The 23,181-nt window shown below is 41.4% G+C and carries 15 protein-coding genes; 9 read left to right on the forward strand and 6 right to left on the reverse strand.

Annotated features, from left to right (window positions below; translation table 11 throughout):
• Positions 1–876: 876 nt before the first annotated feature.
• From BCU84_RS14780 to BCU84_RS14790, 3 genes are all read left to right on the forward strand, one after another.
• Complete coding sequence (locus tag BCU84_RS14780; RefSeq protein ID WP_102528842.1) at positions 877–1,884, forward strand: prolyl oligopeptidase family serine peptidase; 1,008 nt, start codon at positions 877–879, stop codon at positions 1,882–1,884.
• Positions 1,885–2,988: 1,104 nt separating this feature from the next.
• Entirely contained in the window at positions 2,989–3,405 is a 417-nt protein-coding gene (locus BCU84_RS14785) for a hypothetical protein (RefSeq protein ID WP_102528843.1), read from the forward strand.
• Positions 3,406–4,011: 606 nt separating this feature from the next.
• A complete protein-coding gene (locus BCU84_RS14790; RefSeq protein ID WP_102528844.1) occupies positions 4,012–4,605 on the forward strand; it encodes a DUF1287 domain-containing protein in 594 nt (197 codons plus the stop codon).
• A 93-nt stretch (positions 4,606–4,698) separates the two neighbouring features.
• Here BCU84_RS14790 and BCU84_RS14795 read toward each other — a convergent pair whose 3' ends face one another.
• Together BCU84_RS14795 and purL are read right to left on the reverse strand one after the other, a co-directional pair.
• Positions 4,699–5,757, reverse strand: a complete 1,059-nt coding sequence (locus tag BCU84_RS14795; RefSeq protein WP_102528845.1) for a diguanylate cyclase — start codon at positions 5,755–5,757, stop codon at positions 4,699–4,701.
• Positions 5,758–6,058: 301 nt separating this feature from the next.
• Positions 6,059–9,940, reverse strand: a complete 3,882-nt coding sequence (gene purL, locus BCU84_RS14800) for a phosphoribosylformylglycinamidine synthase (RefSeq protein ID WP_102528877.1) — start codon at positions 9,938–9,940, stop codon at positions 6,059–6,061.
• Positions 9,941–10,357: 417 nt separating this feature from the next.
• Between purL and mltF the strand changes: the two genes are divergently transcribed.
• Positions 10,358–11,821 carry a membrane-bound lytic murein transglycosylase MltF gene (gene mltF, locus BCU84_RS14805; RefSeq protein ID WP_102528846.1) on the forward strand — a complete coding sequence of 488 codons (1,464 nt, stop codon included), beginning with the start codon at positions 10,358–10,360 and terminating at the stop codon, positions 11,819–11,821.
• Between the two features lie 168 nt (positions 11,822–11,989).
• Here mltF and tadA read toward each other — a convergent pair whose 3' ends face one another.
• The 3 genes from tadA to guaB form a co-directional block, all read right to left on the reverse strand.
• Positions 11,990–12,595 carry a tRNA adenosine(34) deaminase TadA gene (gene tadA, locus BCU84_RS14810; RefSeq protein WP_102528847.1) on the reverse strand — a complete coding sequence of 202 codons (606 nt, stop codon included), beginning with the start codon at positions 12,593–12,595 and terminating at the stop codon, positions 11,990–11,992.
• A 204-nt stretch (positions 12,596–12,799) separates the two neighbouring features.
• Positions 12,800–14,377, reverse strand: coding sequence for a glutamine-hydrolyzing GMP synthase (guaA, locus tag BCU84_RS14815; RefSeq protein ID WP_102528848.1), 1,578 nt, complete (start codon positions 14,375–14,377; stop codon positions 12,800–12,802).
• Positions 14,378–14,479: 102 nt separating this feature from the next.
• Positions 14,480–15,952, reverse strand: coding sequence for an IMP dehydrogenase (guaB, locus tag BCU84_RS14820; protein ID WP_102528849.1), 1,473 nt, complete (start codon positions 15,950–15,952; stop codon positions 14,480–14,482).
• Positions 15,953–16,073: 121 nt separating this feature from the next.
• Between guaB and xseA the strand changes: the two genes are divergently transcribed.
• A complete protein-coding gene (gene xseA / locus BCU84_RS14825; RefSeq protein ID WP_102528850.1) occupies positions 16,074–17,402 on the forward strand; it encodes an exodeoxyribonuclease VII large subunit in 1,329 nt (442 codons plus the stop codon).
• A 137-nt stretch (positions 17,403–17,539) separates the two neighbouring features.
• Here xseA and BCU84_RS20850 read toward each other — a convergent pair whose 3' ends face one another.
• Positions 17,540–18,625: a choice-of-anchor H family protein gene (locus BCU84_RS20850; RefSeq protein ID WP_241906446.1), complete on the reverse strand. Its 1,086-nt coding sequence runs from the start codon at positions 18,623–18,625 to the stop codon at positions 17,540–17,542.
• Positions 18,626–19,052: 427 nt separating this feature from the next.
• Between BCU84_RS20850 and BCU84_RS14835 the strand changes: the two genes are divergently transcribed.
• The 4 genes from BCU84_RS14835 to BCU84_RS14850 all read left to right on the forward strand — a co-directional run bounded on the left by BCU84_RS14835 (position 19,053) and on the right by BCU84_RS14850 (position 23,053).
• Positions 19,053–19,349, forward strand: coding sequence for a PepSY domain-containing protein (locus BCU84_RS14835; protein ID WP_133146647.1), 297 nt, complete (start codon positions 19,053–19,055; stop codon positions 19,347–19,349).
• Between the two features lie 2 nt (positions 19,350–19,351).
• Positions 19,352–20,032, forward strand: coding sequence for a response regulator transcription factor (locus tag BCU84_RS14840; protein WP_102528851.1), 681 nt, complete (start codon positions 19,352–19,354; stop codon positions 20,030–20,032).
• A 5-nt stretch (positions 20,033–20,037) separates the two neighbouring features.
• Positions 20,038–21,456 (forward strand): ATP-binding protein, encoded by a 1,419-nt coding sequence (locus BCU84_RS14845; RefSeq protein ID WP_102528852.1) that lies wholly within the window; start codon positions 20,038–20,040, stop codon positions 21,454–21,456.
• 151 nt (positions 21,457–21,607) lie between these two features.
• Positions 21,608–23,053 carry a DUF3300 domain-containing protein gene (locus BCU84_RS14850; RefSeq protein WP_241906447.1) on the forward strand — a complete coding sequence of 482 codons (1,446 nt, stop codon included), beginning with the start codon at positions 21,608–21,610 and terminating at the stop codon, positions 23,051–23,053.
• Positions 23,054–23,181: the final 128 nt, after the last annotated feature.

A 23,181-nucleotide genomic window follows, 5' to 3' on the forward strand; every position in this document is an offset into this window, starting at 1 on the left:
TTTTAATGGTTAAATATCAAAAAATAGATTAGTGAACATTAAAATAATTGAATATTGGATTAGTTTTAATAATGGTAAAGATTAATTTTATTCGTTTGAGCTATTTTTTGAACAGATATAGAATTCGTCCTGTGTTGAGAGAAGGTCGATTGGGCTTGAACAAAATGGATTTCAAGTTACATCCCCAACTCTACTAATTTGAATTTATTACTGAGTGGAGATTTTAAAATGACTAAATTATTTGAGCGTTTCATCAATAGCTACAAACGTGTTTTTGTTGAAATGTACCAAGCGTACTAATTAGTTTTATATTGCTGCTGAATTTTGGAAACACCTTTGGGACCATGTTGAGCAGCAATACAACGGGAAATGTCTTGAGCATGCGATTAGCTTGCTATGGACATTGGACGTTACCCTTGATGTTTTGTTAGCGCAAAACAGCTCTTGCGGCTCACTTGCTACATAGAGCTTGACTAGCCCTTTAGAGTTTCGATTCTAAGGGGCTTTTTAATGCCATTCTCACTGTCTTTTTTATATCTAAAGTAAAAGATATTCAAACATACGTTTGATATAGAGTTATTGATCAACTTTGGTTGTGAAATGATTCGAGTTAAACTGGCTTGAGTTAAGTTAAGTTGAGTTGAGTTGAGTTAAGCAGCCGATGTGATGCTTCATGTTGTCATACTCGCCCAATTCCCCCGTTTATTGCCATTCAATTTGAACATTAAAAAAGCCAAAACGTTGTAACTTTGAATTTTTTGACGACATATTTTCTCTGTTGATTTAATTTTATCAATAACTTAAGTTAGTCGACTCAATACATAGACATCAAAAACAGTTTAATCACAGACGTTTAATCACAGACATGGAGTTCACGTGATAAAGTATTTTCTACTATTTACCTTGTTATTCTCTTCCTTCAGTACTCAAGCTATTCATTTAATTAACGATGATCGCATCAGTAATCAAACTGATTGCTTTAGTTCTATCTTTGCTGAATACGATACTTGGCATAAATTCATGGAAGAAAAATATCGAAACAAGATAAAAATCGAACAAAAATTCAATAAAGCACTATCACAATTTAACGCTACTTTTAGCGAAGACGATTTCAATCACTTTAAAGCGAATTTATCCTGTAGCACATTTAGTTATTCGGTAAATAACACCGAGGTGATGGGTTATGTCATAAAGCCCAGAGTATCTGACACTAAGTTACCCGTTTTAATTTATAACCGTGGTGGTAACGGTAATTTTGGCAGTGTCGTCTTTGGCGCAATGATGTACGGACTATTTCCGATTGTAGAGCAAGGCTTTGTCATCATTGGTAGTCAATACCGTGGAGTTCACGTTAAGCAGCCAAGTGCGAAAGATGAATTTGGCGGAAAAGATGTGAATGACGTTATTGCCCTACTCGATTTCATCCCAAATATTGAAGGCGCAGATCCGCAGCGTATTGGCATGTATGGTGGCAGTCGAGGTGGCATGCAAACACACTTAGCAATGAAACAAACTAACAAAATCAAAGCAATTGCTACGATTGCGGGTGTATCGGATTTACAACAAGGGTTAATAGAACGCCCAGAAATGGAAAATGTTTATAAGAAACGTATCCCTTATTATGAACTCAAAAAAGATGCCGAGTTATCAAAACGCTCTGTTATCAACTGGGCCAGCAATTTATCCCCCAATGTGCCTATCTTATTAATCCACGGCACCGAAGATAAACGTGTGGCAGCAAACCAATCTATCGTACTTGCTGATGCATTAACCAAATATGATATTCCCCATAAACTGGTGCTTTATCCTGATAACCATTATTTGAGAAACAGCAAAGAAAAGGTCAATTTGGAATTAGTGAATTGGTTTCAAAAGTATCTTTAGACACAGGGGGATTACTCAAGCTCAAAAGGAACTTACTTGTAGTTAGCCACATTTTCCAAACTTCGTTTGGATTAAGGTCGTGGCGCTTCGCCCACACCTGATTCTGATATCTGGATTTAATCCTGAATTTCCAAACTTCGTTTGGATTAACATCGTGGGTTATCCACCCACACCCGACCAAAAGGGTATCAACAGCAATACCCTCTATACTCCCTGTAAAAGAATTAGGCCCCGCTGCCCCGACGAAAAATGCTGAAAAGCGCATAATTTTCGATGGGGATTACTCCAGTTTCTGACTTCGTTTGTTGCTAACGTCGGTCTTATTCGAAAATGCTAACGCTTCCGGTGGTGCATCTGAAGTAAATGGATTTATGAATGTCACGATGGCATGGATGCCAAGGAGTGACCATGCACCTCGAAAGCTAAGATCACATCCATGTGCGCATCACGCGATTTTCTTCAACGTCCTCAATTCAAATGGAGTCTTTTAAATGTAAGGTCTACTAGCTTTAGCTCTTTAAATTATCACCAACGCAGTCAAATCGAAGAGACAATAAAGCCAGTGTAGATGCGTTCAAGACCTTCGAAAACATGGATGTTTTCGCAGAGCCCACAGGGATGTGTTTACGGCGTGTCTTGGATGTATCTGCACAAAAGCCTGCGGCAGGCAATGGGTTAGATTGAAGTAATGGTCTGCTGTAAGTTAGCCAATATAAATGAAATATAGAATTGGTGGCCTTAAAACGTTTTTGCCCCAAAATGATTTTCACTGATAGAAGTTGTTAGTAGCGCAATTAAAGCTTTAGCCTTATAAAAGCTAATGTGGGACGCAAGATATAAGACCTGCCCCCGAATTATCATATAGGCCGGAGCCTAGTGACTTTTCTTCCTGCGTGAACATTGCATTTTATGCAATGATGGCAGTTCTTTGTTTCACACAGGCAGATAAACTGGGAATCAGTTCTTTCTATGTTATAACTCATTGTTGATACAGTGGTTTACTGTTAGTCTTGAGTGATTAAAGTACTGGCGACCTGTTCTTATTAAGACCGTTCTTATTCGGAATTCAGCCTAATATACTGTTATATTTCAGGAGCAAGTATCGTGGATGCATTGGTAAAACAGACTCGAAGATATTTAGAAGAAAACTGTCAACAACTGGACTTGCATATTATCCATAGATTCCCAGTTGCTAGCTGTGAAACCGCATCATTATTGCTAGGAAAAATTTTGGCAGATAAATATCCAGAAAAAGATATTAAATTAGTTAAAGGTACTAATTCTAAAAAGTATGAAATGCATTTTTGGATTAATGCAGATGGAAATACTTTTGATATAACTGCAGATCAGTTTAAAGGTGTGACCACTCCTCTATATGGGGAAGAATCTCAAGTGATTTTAAATAGATTTGATGATTTAGAATTAATACCAATACAGCAGGCTTTATTAGAAAATGATTTTTCCAATACTAAAGTGGAACAATTCATTGAAATTTCAAATGTCATAAGAAATGAAATATAACAGATAAGGATAGGCCGCGCGTAGCCGCGTCCAACAAGTTGCTTAAACGGACGAAAAACAGTTGGCTATCGTTCGTGCCTCACTCATTTTAGCCAACTATTTTACGCCGCTTAGCAAGGCGTTACGATATATACACTTGCCATACATTTCCTAATAGGACTCATTACTTTAAGAGCTTCAAATCCAACAAGCTTCTGTCCAAACCTGAGTTAGCAGCCGTTCAAAACACACGTTCTGGATTGCATTACCTTAATGGTCACTCGGTCATTAACGGTGGTTAATGCTGTCGTCGCTTTTGGTAAACCATTCACGTTTTGTGAGTATAAGTTGGAACTTCAGCATTACTACCAACATGAGATGTACCACTGTCCCTGCTGCTTAAGCGATTGTGGTTTCAACGGCTGAGGCTTCATCATGCTTAAACCTTTAAAAAAATAACCTATATTAAGTTTATTTTGAGCAGCTACTTTCAAGCACTTACTTACATTCCTCAGCTAAAAACGCTATAAAGAAATAATAAGAATCGAACAACTGTCAACCATCAAAAAATGTTACTGCTAGCATTAGTTGTCTTATTGGTTGAGTCAGTATTTCCAAGGATGGTTAATGAAAAAGTATCTTGTTTTATTAAGTATTATTGGCTTTAACACCCATGCATCTAACTTCAATGATGACATAGTAAAAAGCTTACTCCACAGAACCACTCATCAAGTGACATACGATGGTGCTTATATCTCAATCCCCTATCCAAATGGTGATGTACCCGCCAATATTGGTGTATGTACTGATGTTGTGATCAGAGCTTATCGTGAACTTGGCGCTGACTTACAACAAGCTGTGCATGAAGATATGAAACAGCATTTTTCACTTTATCCTTCAAATAGGATTTGGGGGTTATCCACCACAGATAAAAATATCGATCATCGTAGAGTCCCTAATTTACAGACCTTTTTTAAACGAAAAGGAGAAGTGCTCAGTATCAGTGAAAATGGTACGGATTATAAAGTTGGTGATATTGTCACTTGGATGGTGTCTGGTAACTTACCACATATCGGTATGGTTATTGATCAAATAAGCGATAAAACGGGTAATCCCATGATCGTACATAATATTGGTCAGGGGCCGATAGTTGAAGACATGCTGTTTGATTATGAAATCACAGGTCATTATCGGTATGTACCTGAAAAATACAATCAATAACTCAGCCAGTAAGTCCATGTAAGACATAAAAAACGCGAATGGATTATTCGCGTGTTCGGTTATTTACATGTATTTAGATGAATCTCGTTCAAACTATGCAGGGATCATCTTATGGCTACTAATAAGTCTATCTCTTCCCTGTGCTTTGGCGTCATAAAGTGCGGTATCCGCTTCTAGAATGAAGTCATTAATCAGTTCGCACGGGTTATTAGGCTGAACTTGATTGAAGTTGAAATGACAAGCTCCTATTGAAACAGTGATCGGTGTAGAGGTTAACTTGATTGCGGCGATATCTTTCATGACTCTTTGACAAGCTATCGCGCACTCTTGCTCATTGGTGTCGGGTAACCACAATAAAAACTCTTCACCACCAATCCTGGCAACTAAATCATAGTCTCGTAATGTATTTGTAATCGTTTTGGCTATTTCAACTAACGCATCATCCCCCATTTGATGACCATAGGTATCATTAAGTTGCTTAAACTTATCAATATCAATTAATGCGATTGTTCCTTTACCTTTAACACGGCTTAGTCGGTTAATGTCTCTTTGTAATGTCTTAAGCATGCCACGTCGATTAGGGATATCCGTCAACACGTCGTAATTGGCTAAATGATGTAGCTCTTTATTCAAGGCTTTTAATTGTGTTTCTTGTTCTCTTCGGATCAGTTCAACTTCAATCCATGAGGCCATCAGCTGTAATGCATCAATATCGACTTCACGAAAATGTCTTGGGTATGGTGTTGGACTAGAGAAGTTTAACGTGCCGTACAATTTACCTTTTAATCGAATTGGTATACCAATATAAGACTCTAAACCAAATGCTTTATATGCCGGATGAACAGCATATTTATCATTTTCACCCATATGTTCTATGCCTAAAGGCCCATCAGCAAGACACGTTAAACTGCAATAGGTTTCATCAAAATTGAAACTATCACCAGCTTTAAGTGGCACTTCTTCTGGGGTCACGCAGAGCTTTACACGATAATCCTTGCTATCAATTTTAGATAATATCCCGATATGGAGTCCAAAACGCTCAAGCCCCATTTTAATTAGCTCAATGACTTGGTACTCAAAGCCTTTATGATGATCTTGGGTAATTTGGTACAGCCTGCGAATGACCTTTTCGCTGCTAGATTGCTTCGTCATTATTATTTTCCTTGGTCTAAGCATCACTACTGATTACAACAATGCACTAATAACTGTACGTCACTAAAGCGTGATTTAAGTTATGCCTTTTTATATGTCATATATCACTAAAATGAATCATAACTTACTAAAATACAAGTCACTTTATACTTTAAGAACAATATTTACAGCTTCAAGAGTCATGAGCTTTTCCTAGCCACTTGCATATATTCGTAAAGCTTAACGCATAAAAAAGGCGACCATTCGGTCGCCTTTTGCTGTTATGTAAACTTCAATTAACTCATGTTAGGTTAATTTCAAATTACCCTAACTTAACCCGTGCATTGCGGAACATACGCATCCACGGGCTGTCTTCGGCCCACTCATCTGGGTGCCAAGAGTTAGCAACGGTTCTGAATACACGCTCTGGATGCGGCATCATGATTGTTACTCGACCATCTGTTGTCGTTAGTGCAGTGATTGCATTTGGCGAACCATTTGGGTTTTGTGGGTATTGCGTTGCGATTTGACCATTACCGTCAACATAACGCAGTGCCACTGTACCTGATGCTTCAGCAGCTGCTAAGGCTTCGACAGACTTAAATTCAGCGCGACCTTCACCGTGTGATACGGCGATTGGCATGCGTGAACCTTCCATTCCTTCGAAGAAGATTGAAGGACTCTTTTGCACTTCAACTAAGCTTGCACGTGCTTCGAAACGCTCTGAACGGTTACGGACAAAGTGTGGCCAATGCTCGCTACCTGGAATGATTTCTTTCAGGTTAGATAACATCTGACAACCATTACATACGCCCAATGCTAATGTGGCATCACGCTCAAAGAAACGTGAGAACTCACTGCGAGCACGGTCGTTAAATAAGATTGATTTAGCCCAACCTTCACCAGCACCTAAAACATCACCATAAGAGAAACCACCACAAGCCACTAGACCTTGGAATTCTTCAAGACTAATGCGACCAGATAGAATGTCTGACATGTGAACATCGCGGCTTTCGAAACCTGCGCGATCAAATGCTGCAGCCATTTCAACGTGAGAGTTAACACCTTGCTCACGGATAATCGCCATCTTAGGCGCTGCGCCTTTTAAGATGAACGGCGCGGCAACGTCTTCACTTGGGTTAAAACCTAATTTAACCGTAAGGCCTGGGTCTTTAGCCTGCTGCTTAAGTTCAAACTCTTCTTTAGCACACTCAGGATTATCACGCATTGCTTGCATACGGTAAGTGGTTTCTGACCACATAGTGCGAAGCGCAACACGAGAGTCACTGAATACTGCACGCTCACCATCAACAACGGTAATCTGGTCGTCAGATGTTAAAGTGGCAACGCTATGACAATCAACACCAGCGGCGTTGAATTGTGCTTTGATATCTGCGCTTTCAGCTTTAGATACCTGAATAACCGCACCTAGCTCTTCATTAAATAAACGCTCTAAGTCGTTACCTTTTAATCCGCTAAGATCAATGTTCAGACCTGTGTTACCCGCAAATGCCATTTCAACAAGTGTGGTGAATAAACCACCGTCACTGCGGTCATGGTATGCAATCACTTTTTGCTCAGCCACTAATGGCTGAATCACTTCAAAGAAGCCACGTAAGCTTGCTGCATCATCAAGATCTGGCGCTACATCACCAAGTTGGCTGAATACTTGCGCTAAACAAGAACCACCTAAACGGTTTTGACCTTTCGCTAAATCAACTAATAACAGCTCAGTCTCACCTTTGTTGGTGCGAAGTTCTGGTGTCACAGTATGGCGAATGTCTTTTACCACGCCGAATGCAGTGATAACCAATGACATTGGTGAAGTTACAGTTTTGTCTTGACCTTCGTCATTCCAAGCTGTCTTCATAGACATTGAGTCTTTACCCACTGGGATAGTTAACTCAAGCTCAGGACATAACTCTTCACCGACTGCTTTTACTGCTTCATAAAGACCAGCATCTTCACCTGGGTGACCTGCTGCAGACATCCAGTTAGCTGATAACTTAATGTCTTTGAATGAACCAATGTCAGTACCAGCAATGTTCAAAATTGATTCTGCTACAGCCATACGTGCTGATGCGCCAAAATCAAGTAGTGCCAGTGGCGTACGCTCACCGATAGACATTGCTTCACCGGCGTAGCTATCAAAGCTTGATGCCGTCACTGCGCAATCGGCAACAGGTACCTGCCAAGGGCCAACCATTTGATCACGGTTAACTAAACCCGTTACAGAGCGGTCACCAATGGTGATAAGGAATGACTTATCAGCAACGGTTGGTAAATGTAAAATGCGTGATACTGCATCTTTAACTTCAATACCTGCTTGATTAAGCGCAGGTGATTCAGCTTTTGCTGAAACCACATCACGGCTCATTTTAGGCGCTTTACCTAAAAGCACTTCAAGCGGTAAATCAATTGGCTTGTTGTCAAAATGGCTATCTTCAAGCGTTAGGTGCTGCTCTTCAGTGGCATCACCCACTACAGAAAACGGCGCGCGTTCACGCTCACAAATTTTTCTGAAGGTTTCTAAATTCTCTGGCGCTACAGACATAACATAGCGCTCTTGTGATTCATTACACCAAATCTCAAGTGGGCTCATGCCAGGCTCATCTGAAGGCACGTTACGTAAGTTAAATAGTGCGCCTCGGTCTGCATCATTCACAAGCTCAGGGAAGGCATTTGATAATCCGCCTGCGCCCACATCGTGAATAAATTGAATTGGGTTGTCGTCACCCATCTGCCAGCAGCGATCGATCACTTCTTGACAACGACGTTCCATTTCTGGGTTTTCACGTTGTACTGAAGCAAAATCTAAATCTTCGCTAGATTGACCTGATGCCATTGATGAAGCAGCGCCGCCGCCTAAACCAATGTTCATTGCAGGGCCACCTAATACGATAAGCTTAGCGCCTACAGTGATTTCGCCTTTTTGAACATGGTCTTCACGGATGTTACCTAAACCACCAGCAAGCATAATTGGCTTATGGTAACCACGGACTTCAACGCCGTTATGGCTTGATACTTCTTGCTCGTAAGTACGGAAATAACCCACTAACGCAGGGCGACCAAATTCATTGTTAAATGCTGCGCCGCCTAATGGGCCTTCAGTCATGATTTCTAGTGGCGTAACAATACGGCTAGGTTTGCCGTAATCGCCTTCCCATGGTTGGACAAACCCTGGAATTTTAAGGTTAGAAACACTGAAACCTGTTAAACCCGCTTTTGGTTTAGAGCCACGGCCTGTTGCACCTTCATCACGGATTTCACCGCCTGAACCCGTCGCTGCACCGGGGTATGGGCTGATAGCTGTTGGGTGGTTATGGGTTTCTACCTTCATCAAGATATGCATTGGCTCGGTGTGGTAGTTATACACACCGTCTTGATCTGGGAAGAAACGACCTGCAACACTACCATTCATAACTGCAGCGTTATCTTTATAAGCTGACAATACGTTATCTGGCGTAACTTCAAAGGTGTTCTTAATCATTTTAAATAATGATTTAGGCTGTACTTGACCATCAATAGTCCAGTCAGCATTGAAGATTTTATGACGACAATGCTCTGAGTTTGCTTGGGCAAACATCATTAGCTCAATATCGTTTGGATTACGGTTTAAGCGAACAAAGTTATCCACTAAGTAATCAATTTCATCTTCTGCAAGTGCAAGACCAAGCTGAGTGTTTGCAACTTCTAACGCGCGGCGACCTTCTGCAAGAATGTTGATGCTCTTGAAGGGTAATGGCTCAGTGCGCTCAAACAGTACTGATGCAGCGGCAAACTCAGGTAAAATCACTTCAACCATACGGTCGTGGATTAAGCCTTTTACTTGCTCTAATTGCTCAGCGGTCAATGACGCGCCTGCAACGTAATAAGCAACGCCACGTTCTAGACGTTTTACTTTGCTTAAACCACAGTTTTTGGCAATGTCAGTTGCTTTTGATGACCAAGGAGAAATGGTGCCTGGACGAGGAGTGATAAAAAATAATGAACCTTCTGGAGCATGAGATTCAATGGCAGGTCCGTAGGTTAAAATCGTTTCAAGCTGTTGATATTCTTTATCGTCAAGCTTTTCACTGATATCAGCTAAATGGACATACTCAGCGTAGATTTGCTCAACAGGAAGGGCTGCAGTTTCACAGGCCTCCATAAGCTTTTGGATTCTAAAAGCTGAAAGTGCTGGGGCTCCGCGAATGATCTCAATCACGTCAATTCACCTTATGATTATATTGGCAGGGTAAGAATTGGCGCTATTATAGGGAATCACACTTTATAAATCACCTAAGAAGGCTTGCTAGAACAGTGTTTCCCGTTAACGAAAACAATCAAAACAAAACCACAATCTACCCACGATATATTTCAATAACATTTCATTCGTATTTAATTTTTTTAAATTCGATTTTACTAATAAATTCAACCGTATAATTTAACACTGATTCTCATCGGGCTAGGTGAAATACAAAACTACTGCTAAAGTATATTTATTAGATATTGTTTTTAAATCGTACTTTGAAGCTCGCATTAGAGGCGTTATGGCTTTCAATTAGTGGATAAACGGCCAACAAGCCCACACTCACTGAGATTTCTCGCCATCACTAACATGCTTCATCCATAGAGGGACATGACCAAACTGTTAAAGATCGTCGCAATCATTTCAATTACTTTGCTGCTCAGCGCTTGTCATCAAGCGAATATGAAAGCAACAGAGTTCATTGAAGAAACACCTCAACGTACCGTTCTTAAGGTAGGAACACTCTACGGCTCGCAAACCTATCTCAACTCAGATCAAGGTGAAAGTGGTTTTGACTATGAAATGGCGGCAAAGTTTGCCGACTATCTCGATGTGCCGTTAGAAATGATCCCCTACCATAATCGTCAGCAATTATTTGAAGCATTACGTCTGAAACAAATCGATATCGTTGCTGCTGCTATTACGACGACCAAAAATCGACGTGAACAGTTTTTGCTTGGTCCTACCCTTTATGAAGTTAACCAAGTTCTTATTTACAAATCTGGCAACCTAAAACCGCGAGACTTTAATAAGCTTCAAGGTGATGTCATTGTCATTTCTGAATCAGCTGCCGTTGATACCGTGATAAAGCTGCAGCAAACCAACCCTAATTTAAGCTGGCAGCAGGTCGATGATAAAGATAACGAAGAATTGTTTTCTATGGTGGCTTCAGGTGAGGTGTTATATACCATTGCCGACTCCAACAGCTTGCTAATCAATCAACGTTATTTACCTGAACTACGTGAAGGTATCGTGCTTGACGAAAAAACTGAAGTGGTGTGGTTACTACCGCCGCTTGATAGCGACCGATTAATGAGCGCTTTACTGTCGTTTTGGCATAATCAAAAACGTAACGGCACCCTAGAGCACCTGAACGAAAAGTACTTTGGCCACGTTAAGCGCTTTGACTATGTGGATACTCGCGCGTTTATTCGTGCAATTGATAATGTGCTGCCTGAGTATCAAGCTTTATTCGAAAAACATGCCGGTAATTTAGATTGGCGAAAACTGGCCGCGGCGGGTTATCAAGAATCACATTGGAATCCTAAAGCACGCTCGCCTACTGGTGTTCGCGGTATGATGATGTTAACTCAGCCCACTGCCAGCTCTGTTGGGGTGGATAACCGCCTTGATGCCGAGCAAAGTATTCGTGGTGGAGCGATTTATCTGCAAAAGATGATTGATCGATTGCCAGCGTCCATTCCTGATAGTCAGCGAATTTGGTTTGCCCTTGCCTCCTATAACGTGGGTTTAGGTCATGTTGAGGATGCCCGTAAAATTACCCAAGGTATGGGAAAAGATCCCAGCGCATGGCGCGATGTAAAACAAGTCTTACCCTTATTACAGCAACGTAAGTATTATCAGCACACACGCTATGGCTATGCTAGAGGCAGTGAAGCTGTGCATTATGTGGATAATATTCGCCGTTATTATGACACCCTGGTTTGGGTAGATAATCAGACCAAACAACTGGAGTTAGAGTTAGAACAAACGGAAGCGTTAGCAGAAGAAACAGGTTCGCAGACTGATGATATTGATAACCCTGAAGAACTCATTAACTCAGCTGCGCAATAAATTCGTCATCGAAACGGTTTATCATAAACCGTGCAGTCATACATGCAGTGACACATTTAACCATACAGTCAATATAGGTGCACAATGAGAAGACCCAATATGAATAATAATGCCCGTCGCCGTAGCAGCATTAAATTGAAACAACGTAGAATGCTAAACCGTCAAAAGTTATTCTTTGCCTTTTTGCAGCAACAAGTCTGATTGTTGCTTTAGCAGCTTTTTCAGTGCTTTTTTCTCATCACGTCGACGTTTAAAAAACTGACTCAATTGACTCGCACATTCTTCAGCTAAAATGCCAGAATCTACCGTTAACTGGTGATTGAAGTGCGAGTCTTGTAATAAATTAATCACACTTCCCGCCGCCCCTGTTTTTAAGTCTTTTGCGCCAAACACCACCCGCTCAATGCGGCTGTGGATCATTGCACCTGCGCACATTGGACAAGGCTCTAAAGTGACATACAAGGTCGCACCTAGCATGCGGTAATTGTGTAATATTTTACCTGCCGCGCGAATACACTGCATTTCAGCATGAGCACTGGGGTCGTGTTCTGTAATGCTTAAATTAAACCCTGACGCAATTAACTTATCATCTTTAACTAAAACTGCGCCAACAGGCACTTCACCCAGTGCTTCTGCTTCACTCGCCAACGCTATTGCCACACGCATCCATTTCTCATCTTGAATAGCAAGCAGGGCTAACTCTTCTTCAGTGAATGGCTTGGTCTGACTTGCTTGCTGTTTTTGGCTGATGCTAAGTTTGTTTTCTAACGTCATTAGTGTCTCTTAGGTATACCGATGATTTATATTTCGCGATGTTTAGCTGATTGCAAATGGTTTAAATATTCAGGTGTACAGTGTGTGACTTAGCCTGACTTCAGCTGATTATACGCCAAACAACAATAAATTTATCCCAATAAAAAAGGCGCCTAAGCGCCTTTTTTGTCTTTAATCAAAACTGATTGGAAAACGAATGAAAGTTTATTCCCATTCAATGGTTGCAGGTGGCTTACCTGAAATATCATAAACCACACGCGAAATACCATCGATTTCGTTAATAATGCGGTTAGATACACGACCTAAGAAGTCATAAGGTAAGTGTGCCCAATGTGCAGTCATGAAATCAATGGTTTCAACAGCGCGCAAGGATACAACCCAATCGTATTTACGACCATCACCCATTACGCCAACTGAACGTACTGGTAAGAAAACCGTAAATGCTTGGCTGACTTTGTTATAAAGGTCGGCTTTATGCAGCTCTTCAATGAAGATAGCATCAGCTAAACGCAGTAAGTCACAGTATTCTTTTTTCACTTCACCCAGTACACGTACACCTAAACCCGGTCCAGGGAATGGATGACGGTAAAGCATGTCGTATGGCAGACCTAGCTCTAAACCAATTTTACGTACTTCATCTTTAAATAACTCACGTAATGGCTCAACTAATCCCATTTCCATATCATCAGGCAATCCGCCTACGTTATGGTGAGATTTAATCACATGGGCTTTACCTGTTGCACTGCCAGCAGATTCAATGACATCTGGATAAATAGTGCCTTGTGCTAACCATTTGGCATTAACACATTTCTTTGATTCTTCATCGAAGATATCAACAAAAACATGACCAATGATTTTACGTTTAGCTTCTGGATCTGCTTCGCCAGCCATCGCATCTAAGAAACGGTTCTCTGCATCAACGTGAACAATGTTCAGTCCAAAATGATCGCCAAACATATCCATCACTTGCTCTGCTTCGTTTAAACGCAATAAACCGTTATCAACGAATACACAAGTTAGTTTGTCACCAATTGCGCGGTGAAGCAGCATAGCCACAACAGATGAATCAACACCACCTGATAAGCCTAAGATAACTTCGTCATCACCGATTTGTTTTTTAAGTTTTTCGATAGCATCTTCAATGATTGAAGATGGCTTCCAGTTAGCATCACAACCACAAATATCGAGGGCGAAGTGCTCAAGCATACGCTTGCCCTGGCGAGTGTGCGTGACTTCTGGGTGAAATTGCACACCGTAGAATTTCTTGTCTTCATTAGCCATTGCAGCGAAAGGACACGTTTCTGTTTTAGCAACAGTTACGAAACCTTCAGGAATTTCTGATACTTTGTCGCCGTGACTCATCCATACGTCTAGTAATGGCTTGCCTGTTTCGCTAATGGCATCTTCAATGCTTTTGAATAACGCTGATTCAGTTTGCAGTTCAACTTGTGCGTAACCAAACTCACCTTCACCCACACCTTGAATAACTTTACCGCCTAATTGCTCAGACATGGTTTGCATGCCGTAACAAATACCTAAAACAGGCACGCCTGCATTAAAGACATATTCAGAAGCACGAGGCGAGTTTTCGGCTGTAACACTTTCAGGGCCACCGGCTAAGATGATGCCATTTGGAGCAAATCCTTTGATTTGCTCTTCAGATACATCCCAAGCCCAAAGCTCACAATAAACACCGATTTCACGAATACGGCGGGCGATTAACTGCGTGTATTGCGATCCAAAGTCGAGGATCAGGATTTTATGCTCATGAATGTTGCTCATGGGATACCTTATATCTGGTTTTACTTATAGTAGGTGTACTTTCAATCTCAATGAATTTTAAGATTGAAAAAAGGCGACAATCACATTGCCGCCTTTAATGTATTAAGAACCGCTGCGATAGTTCGGCGCTTCTTTACTGATTGTCACGTCATGGACATGAGACTCGCCCATACCAGCAGAAGTGATTTTTACAAATTCTGCTTTTTCGTTTAACTCTTGAATGGTTGCACAACCAGTAAGACCCATACATGAACGTAAACCGCCCATATGTTGGTGAATAATTTCTTTTAATTTACCTTTATAAGCTACGCGACCTTCAATACCCTCTGGTACTAATTTGTCAGCGGCGTTATCGCTTTGGAAGTAACGGTCAGATGAACCTTGTGTTTGCGTCATCGCACCTAAAGAACCCATACCACGGTATGACTTATAAGCGCGGCCGTTATAAAGTTCAGTTTCACCTGGCGCTTCTTCAGTACCAGCAAACATTGAACCGGCCATGATGCATGATGCACCCGCAGCTAATGCTTTAGCTAAATCACCAGAGAAACGAATACCACCATCTGCAATAACAGGGATATCTAAATGCTTAATCGCAGCTGCGGCATCTGATACAGCAGTAATTTGCGGTACACCAACACCTGTAACGATACGAGTAGTACAAATTGAACCTGGGCCAATACCCACTTTAACGGCATCAACACCAGCATCAACTAAGGCTAATGCACCTTCAGCTGTTGCTACGTTACCGCCAACAATTTGTAAATCAGGGAAAGCTGCGCGAGTATCGCGAATACGTTGCAATACCCCTTCAGAGTGACCGTGTGAAGAATCAATCAGCAATACGTCAACACCTGCTTTAACTAATGCTTCAACGCGTTCTTCGTTGCCTGCACCAGCGCCAACAGCAGCACCAACACGTAAACGACCTAATTCGTCTTTACATGCATTCGGTTTACGTTCTGCTTTTTGGAAATCTTTAACAGTGATAAGGCCTTTAAGCTTAAAGTTAGCATCAACTACTAATACTTTTTCAACACGATGTGAATGCATTAGGGTTTGAACTTCATCTAGCTTAGTCCCTTCAAGCACAGTAACAAGACGATCTTTCGGCGTCATGACTTGCTCAACGGTACGGCTCCAGTCAGTAATAAAACGAACATCACGGCCAGTGATAATACCCACAAGCTCTTTCGCATCGTTAATCACTGGATAACCAGCAAAACCGTTACGTTCAGTCAGTTGCTTAAGTTCAGCTAGCGTGGTGCTTGGCGTCACTGTAACAGGCTGCTGTACGATACCAGCTTCATAGATTTTAACTTTACGAACTTCTTCAGCTTGTTGTTCGATCGTCATGTTTTTATGAATAAAACCTAGACCACCTTCTTGCGCCATCGCGATCGCTAAGCGAGCTTCAGTTACGGTATCCATAGCTGCAGACACAATTGGTGTGTTTAATTCAATTTTTTTAGTCAGACGAGTTTTCAGAACAGCGGTATTTGGGAGGACGGTTGAGTGAGCAGGCACTAGTAGTACATCATCAAATGTTAGTGCGTCATTTCTTAATCTTAACATGCAACATCTCCCAGAAAGTGTAGGGTTTAGAAAGGGTAAATATTGCGGCGGGATTATACCTTGCATATTTAGGTTGGTAAATGGAAAATAGTGAAAAAATACTATTGGTCGGTTGAATTTGATGAAAAGCTCGAAAAATAATGTTTACACCGTTTCCCGATTAAACGGTGAAGTCCGCCAGCTGCTTGAAGGAGAGCTAGGAAAGGTGTGGCTTGAGGCCGAAATCTCGAACTTTGTTTCCCCAAATTCAGGTCATTGGTATATGACCTTAAAAGATAGCCGCTCGCAAATTCGCTGTGCAATGTTCAAAGGCCGTAATCAATCAGTGCCTTTTAAACCTGTTAATGGCCAACAAGTATTAGTTAAAGGCTCTATCAGTGTTTACGAGCCTCGTGGTGATTATCAATTACTCTTGGAATCAATGTTACCTGCAGGTGATGGATTACTCGCACAGCAATATGAAGCACTTAAACTGAAATTAGCCGCTGAAGGCTTGTTTGCAACAGAAACTAAGCGCCCATTACCGCAAAACATTCAACGAATAGGTGTTATCACCTCAGCAACTGGCGCTGCCGTAAGAGATGTGGTCAAAGTACTATCGACGCGCGACCCATCAATCGAAGTGGTGATTTACCCTACACAAGTCCAGGGAACCAGTGCCAGCAAGCAAATCATCAGTGCTATCACTACAGCCAATAAACGCTTAGAAGCCGATGTGATACTGCTTACCCGTGGCGGCGGCTCATTAGAAGACTTATGGTGTTTTAATGATGAAGACTTAGCCCATGCGATTTATAACAGTGCCCTACCCGTTGTTAGCGCTGTGGGTCATGAAATTGATACTACCATCAGTGATTATGTCGCGGATGTACGAGCGCCAACGCCATCAGCGGGTGCCGAGTTATTATCGGACGATAAAGGCAATAAGACGCAAAAGCTCAACCTGACGTTTTCAAGATTACGCCAGGCTATGCGTCATTACTTATTGCATCAAAGCACACTACTGACTGAGTTAAGCCACCAGCTGCAACGTGAAGATCCTAAAAGACAACTACAACAACTTGAGCAACGCTTTGATGAAATGCAGCTAAAACTTGAGTCGGCCATGCAATACAAATTATCTAACGCAGCGTTAAAACAACAACGCTTGAAAGGCCATCTTCAGCAGCAATCCCCAGCTCATAAGTTAACGTTAGAACAAAACAAAGTGAGCTATTTAAGTAATCGACTTAACGATGCCATGAAAACAAGATTAACTAACGCCAATCAACAAGTCAGTTACAGCGCACATCAGTTAGAAACCGTTAGCCCATTGGCCACATTAAGCCGTGGTTACAGTATTACCCGAGACGGTAAAGGCAATATTTTACAAGATGCGAAGCAAGTGAAAACGGGCGAAATACTGACAACTCAACTTAATCAAGGTGAAGTAAAGTCAGTTGTGTCATAGGTGGTAATTGGCAACTGGCAACTGGCAACTGGCAACTGGCGTTAATATCAACACGCCTTATCAAAAACCAGAAAAGTCCCGCATTCGCGGGATTTTGTTTTCATAATCACAAGGTTCATCATTAGAGAGACTGCAACTTAAGCATTCAAGTTTGAACGTCTCATTGCTAGAAGTAGCAACATCAATAATCCACTCCAAGCCAAGCTACCACCGCTAACGATGACCTCAGTTTCAACGACTTCAATATATTCTTCTTCGTACACTTCATCTCTGTCACTACTTTCTAGTGGTAAGGCATATAAACCATCAGACTCATCTGCACTTAATGTCGCGACAATATCTTCATAGCCAAACTCATATAAATCGATAAGGACATCGTAATAATCAGTTTTGTATCCCTGCGCTAAGGTTGTCAGTACTTCATAATCATCATCGGTGGCATCACCATAAATGGTAAACACTTCGGTAGAGTAATAATGCTCCCATGGACCACCATTTCGGCTTAAATACAGCTCAGCATAAACATTAGCAGGCTCACCTTGGGTAAAACCATAGACATCAGCATCAAAGGTCACGCTAAAAGTTTGATAAAAACCATCTTCATCAAAATCATCAAATAGACGGCTATAAGCCTCATAAATATCAAAATCGCGATAACCAATAATAGACTGCTGCGATACGTGATTAGTTAATAATTTACTATTTGATGACTGACTTTCAATGCTGTTATTTGTTGTTACTGTATTGGCTGTTACTGGATTGGTTGCTGCTGCATGAGTTGCAGAAGGAGTTGTTGCTGCATCTGTTGTAACTTCATTTACTGAAGTTTCTAATTTGGAAAGTGCTTGAGACGCTTGGTTGACACTGTGTAATGCATTGACAGATAACTGCCCTGCTTGGCGTAAACTCGTTATGTACTCGCGCGTTGCACGCTTAGGTAATGGCTTTCCTTGCGCCGCATCAGATTTGCGTTTGGCTTTCTCATCCGCAATCAATTGCAGCAAGGTTTGTTTTTGCTCAGGTGATAATGAAGCTTTACCTGCTGGTTCACTTAAAGAGGCAGCACCACTAACTTGCCTCCCCTCACTGACAACAATCATGTCTTGCTCATGTTCGTCAGCGTACGCAGTCGGCGCAAGCGTTAGCATTAATGCGCAACTCACTTTAGTAAAAACACTAATCACCTGACTGAAACGGTTTTGCGTTATCAATTTAATATCCATTTTGTATTCCCTCTCATTCAGATTTAACCGCAAGAGTAAATTGCACTTAATCACTCAAAGCTTGTTATTGATGAGTTGTTATTTAAAAGGAATCAAAATGAATGCAAGCTGAACACGAAAAATGACTTACATGAAATTGACTTAGATAAAAAATGACTGACATAAATAACCAGCAGCTGCGCCACTGCAAGCTATTCATCTTCTATTCATACAAACCAATCCATACTTTGAGCGAATACCAAAGCAATTGATATTCATCGATGCAGATGTTTCTATATTGAAAGGGATCTTTTACACTGATAACTGATTTTAAAGATAAATATTGATGTGGACGCTGATAATGAGCAAATTAAACAAGAGATTATGCACTTCCCTGCTATCGTTTCTATTGTTTTCAATAACAATGGGGTCGGTTCAGGCTGCGCCTATGTCAGTTATTACTAATCTCAGCAGTGCTATTTCAATCAGCTCTTCAGTAAATATTGGTCACCCTGGGTTTAATAACAAAACCAAAGGCGGTTCAGGTAAATCCCAATCTTTAGCCGTGAAGAGTTCTTCACAAGCGGCGCAAATCGCCAAACGACAATACTCCGCAAAAGTGCTATCAGTGCAATCGACAAAAGTGGGTAATTCAACGGGCTACCGAATTAAATTACTCTCTAATAATGGCATGGTGTTTTATGCCACCGTTAATGCGCGTACCGGTTCAATTTCAAGGAATTAGCCATGAGAATATTGTTAGTAGAAGATGATTTAGGCTTACAGAGAAACCTTACTGAGCATTTACAAGCCGCTAATTACAGCGTCGATATATCATCTGACGGTGAAGATGGCTTATTTCAAGCAACTGAATATCAATATGACGCCGCGATTATCGATGTCGGCTTACCTAAAATTGATGGTTTGAGCCTAATTACGCAACTTCGTCAAAAACAGATTGATTACCCAATCCTTATTTTAACCGCTAGAGACGGCTGGCAAGACAAGGTACTTGGGCTAGACTCTGGCGCTGACGATTACCTTACTAAGCCGTTTCAACCTGAAGAGCTTGTTGCCCGTTTAAATGCATTGATACGCCGTTCAGTGGGAAAAGCTAGCCCGACAGTGACTAACGGACCATTTAGTCTCAATACTCGCACCCTTGAGCTAATGCATTTACAAAACCCCATTATTCTCAGTAGTTCAGAGTTTAAATTATTTGAATACTTCATGCTGCATCAGGGCGAAGTCATTTCTAAACCCACCTTGATTGAACATATCTATGATCAAGATTTCGACTTAGACTCAAATGTCATTGAAGTATTTATCCGCCGTCTGCGCAAAAAGCTCGATCCTGACGGTGAATATAAACTGATAGAAACCTTGCGCGGTCAAGGGTATCGCCTGCGACAATTAGCTGCAGGCTAGTCGTCATGAATTGGCTGAGCACATTCAAAACCCAATGGCTTAACAAGCAAGCAAGGTCAAATTTTCTTAGCGGGATTAATTCATTAAAAATCAGATTAATGCTCAGCGGCCTGTTGTTGATTTTGGTATTACTCCCGCTAATTGGCATCACAGTTAATGGTGCTTTCCAACATCAAATTACCCAATCGATTAATAACCAGTTACGCGCTTATGTTTATTCAGTGTTAGCTGTCGCTGAAGTCAAAGATGAACACGTCGTCATGCCCAATTATCTATTAGAAAACCAATTTAATGTGATTGGCTCTGGCTTGTATGCCCTTATATCTTCAGAAGATAAACTGGTTTGGCACTCAGAATCTTTTCTAGGCTTAGATTTACCCACGAATCAATCAACAGCATTATTACTGCCAGCACCTCCAATGGGCCAAGGCCAGCTCACCCAAGTTCGTTTTGATGATTTAGCAGGTAACAGCAACAATAACCATGTTGTGTATAGCTTTAGTGTTAGCTTTGAAACCAATGAAAAACCCCTGGCAATCACAGTACATATTGTTAAAGATGACGCTGACTATCAACAGCAAGTGAGTGAGTTCAGCACCACTCTCTGGACTTGGCTTATCGTGCTCATGATTGTATTGGCTTTGGTTCAGGCTATTTGGTTATTCTGGACATTAAAGCCATTAAACCAGTTCACGAAAGAGCTAGCATTAGTAGAGCAAGGCCAACAAACACGATTAAATCAACATTACCCCAACGAGTTAAATGCTGTCGCAAAACAACTCAATGTATTGCTAAACACAGAGCAACTTCAGCGCCAGCGCTACCGAAATGCGTTAGCCGACTTAGCTCATAGTTTAAAAACGCCATTAGCCGTGCTGCAAAGCCAAACGGACTTAAGTCCTGACTCTAAAGAGCAAGCAAATAATATTAATAACATCATTAGTTATCAGCTCAACAAGGCTAAATCCAGTGCCAATCAAGCATGGCATTTAGGGGTTAGCATTGATGATGTAGCCAGCAAATTAATTAGAACCTTAGCTAAGATATATCAACAGTCACACATTGATATCGACTATCAAGCCCCTGCTAAACTGGTATTTAAAGGCGAAGAAGCGGATTTACATGAACTGCTGGGGAATCTGCTCGATAATGCTTGTAAGGCGGCTAAAACGCAGGTTTGTTTATCGGTAACAAAAACTGACTCCAGCTTAAGTTTTATCATTGAAGATGATGGTAATGGCTTAACTGAAGTGCAGCGCCAAAATATTTTTGAGCGTGGTATTCGCGCTGACACCTACAATCAAGGACATGGCATTGGTCTAGCCATCGTTCAAGACTTGGTTAATAGCTACCAAGGTGAGTTAACAGTTGCTCAATCAGAGCAGTATGGCGGCGCAAAATTTACAGTCACCTTTAGCCATTAAGTCTTTATCCATTTAATTGGCTAAATAGCGACTAAAAGATTATCTCATTTAGTTAGCCCTATCTAATACACTTTCATCTTGTGTTCATTTTCACTTAGTTATTCTATCCCTAACATTCGTAAAGTACCGATGTTTGGTACATGGAGATAAAATGACACTATTATCTATCCCCAATAAACTATTAAAAGCTGGGCTAATGAGCCTGTGCTTACTGTCACCAGCGGCGTTAGCTGTTGATAGCCAATCCAATGGCAATAATGACGCTCAATTTGAGCAGTCTCAGCTTTCTGAAGCGCAGTTAGCACAAATGTTAGCGCCTATTGCACTTTACCCAGACAGCTTATTGACGCACATTTTAATTGCAGCAACGTATCCGCTTGAAATCGTTCAGGCGCGTCGTTGGGAGCAACAAAATAGCAGTTTAAGTAGCAGTCAAAAAATGCAGCAGGCTGAACAACAAGATTGGGATCCCAGTGTCACTGCCCTTGTCGCTTTTCCTACCGTACTTGAGAAACTCAATGAAGATTTAGACTGGACTCAAGAACTCGGTGAAGCTTTCTTGCAAGATGAAGCTATAGTGCTTGCCAGTGTTCAGGCGCTTAGGCAGCAAGCAGATGAAGCCAATAGTTTTGATGATATGGAAAACATGACCATCACCCGTGAAGAAAAGCAGATCATTATTGAGCCTGCCCGTACGGAAGTGGTTTATGTTCCCTATTACGATCCAAGAATTGTTTACGGTAGCTGGCGCTGGAATGCATACCCACCAGTATATTGGCGTTATCCATCTTATGTGCATTACCGCCCGAACCGCCCAATTTATTGGGGACCAAGTGTTTATATCAACTTTAACTACTTCTTTGGCGCGGTGCATTGGTCAAATAGACGCGTGGTGGTGATTAATCATCATAAGACTCGTTACTATCGTAAGCCCCATAAGATTGCCTATAGCCAAGGCTCACACCGCTGGAAGCACAAACCAGCTCATCGCCGCGGGGTTGCTTATAAAGCGCCGAGAGTAAGCCATAAGTATGATCGTGCCCGTTACAATAACAGCCACAAGCTGGCTCATGCTCAAAAACCTGGTCATAAAGGTAAGCCAGCACAGCTGCATAACTCTAAGCCAAGCCATATCGCAAAGCAGCAACGTGTTAATAAAGCATTAAAAAATAATCATAATGCTAAGCCGAGCTATAGCTCAAGACCCAGCACTAAGCCCAGTACTAGACCGAGCACTAGACCAAGTAATACGAATAAAATGCATAATGGCCAGCATGATAAAGCGCTGAGAACGGCAAATAAATCACAGCCAAACCGTTCAAATAAGGCTAATCAAAGCCAAAAAGCGACCAAGCAACCGAGCAGCAGACAAGCGACAAACAGGCAGGTTACTAATAGACAAGCGACCAGCAGACCGACTGTTAATAAACAGCAAAGTAGCAAGCACTATAACCAAACAGCGCGAGTGAATAACAACCGTAGCGCCCAAAACCACAGCATCAAGCCGCAGCAAAGAGCGAGTAATACATCCCACAACAACCGTGGTGGTAGTCGCTCAAGCAGTCATCACTCGTCGTCTAAACAGCGAGTGAAATAAACTGCGCTTTGGCTTAGTCAAAAGCTGGGCCAGAAGTTGAGTCAAAAGCTGAACCAGAAGTTGAGGCAAAAACTGAGTCTGAAATAAATAAAAAGCCTGAATCACATTCACTGTGACTCAGGCTTTTT

Source organism: Shewanella sp. 10N.286.51.B7 (assembly GCF_002873615.1).
GTDB classification, from domain to species: Bacteria; Pseudomonadota; Gammaproteobacteria; order Enterobacterales; family Shewanellaceae; genus Shewanella; species Shewanella electrodiphila.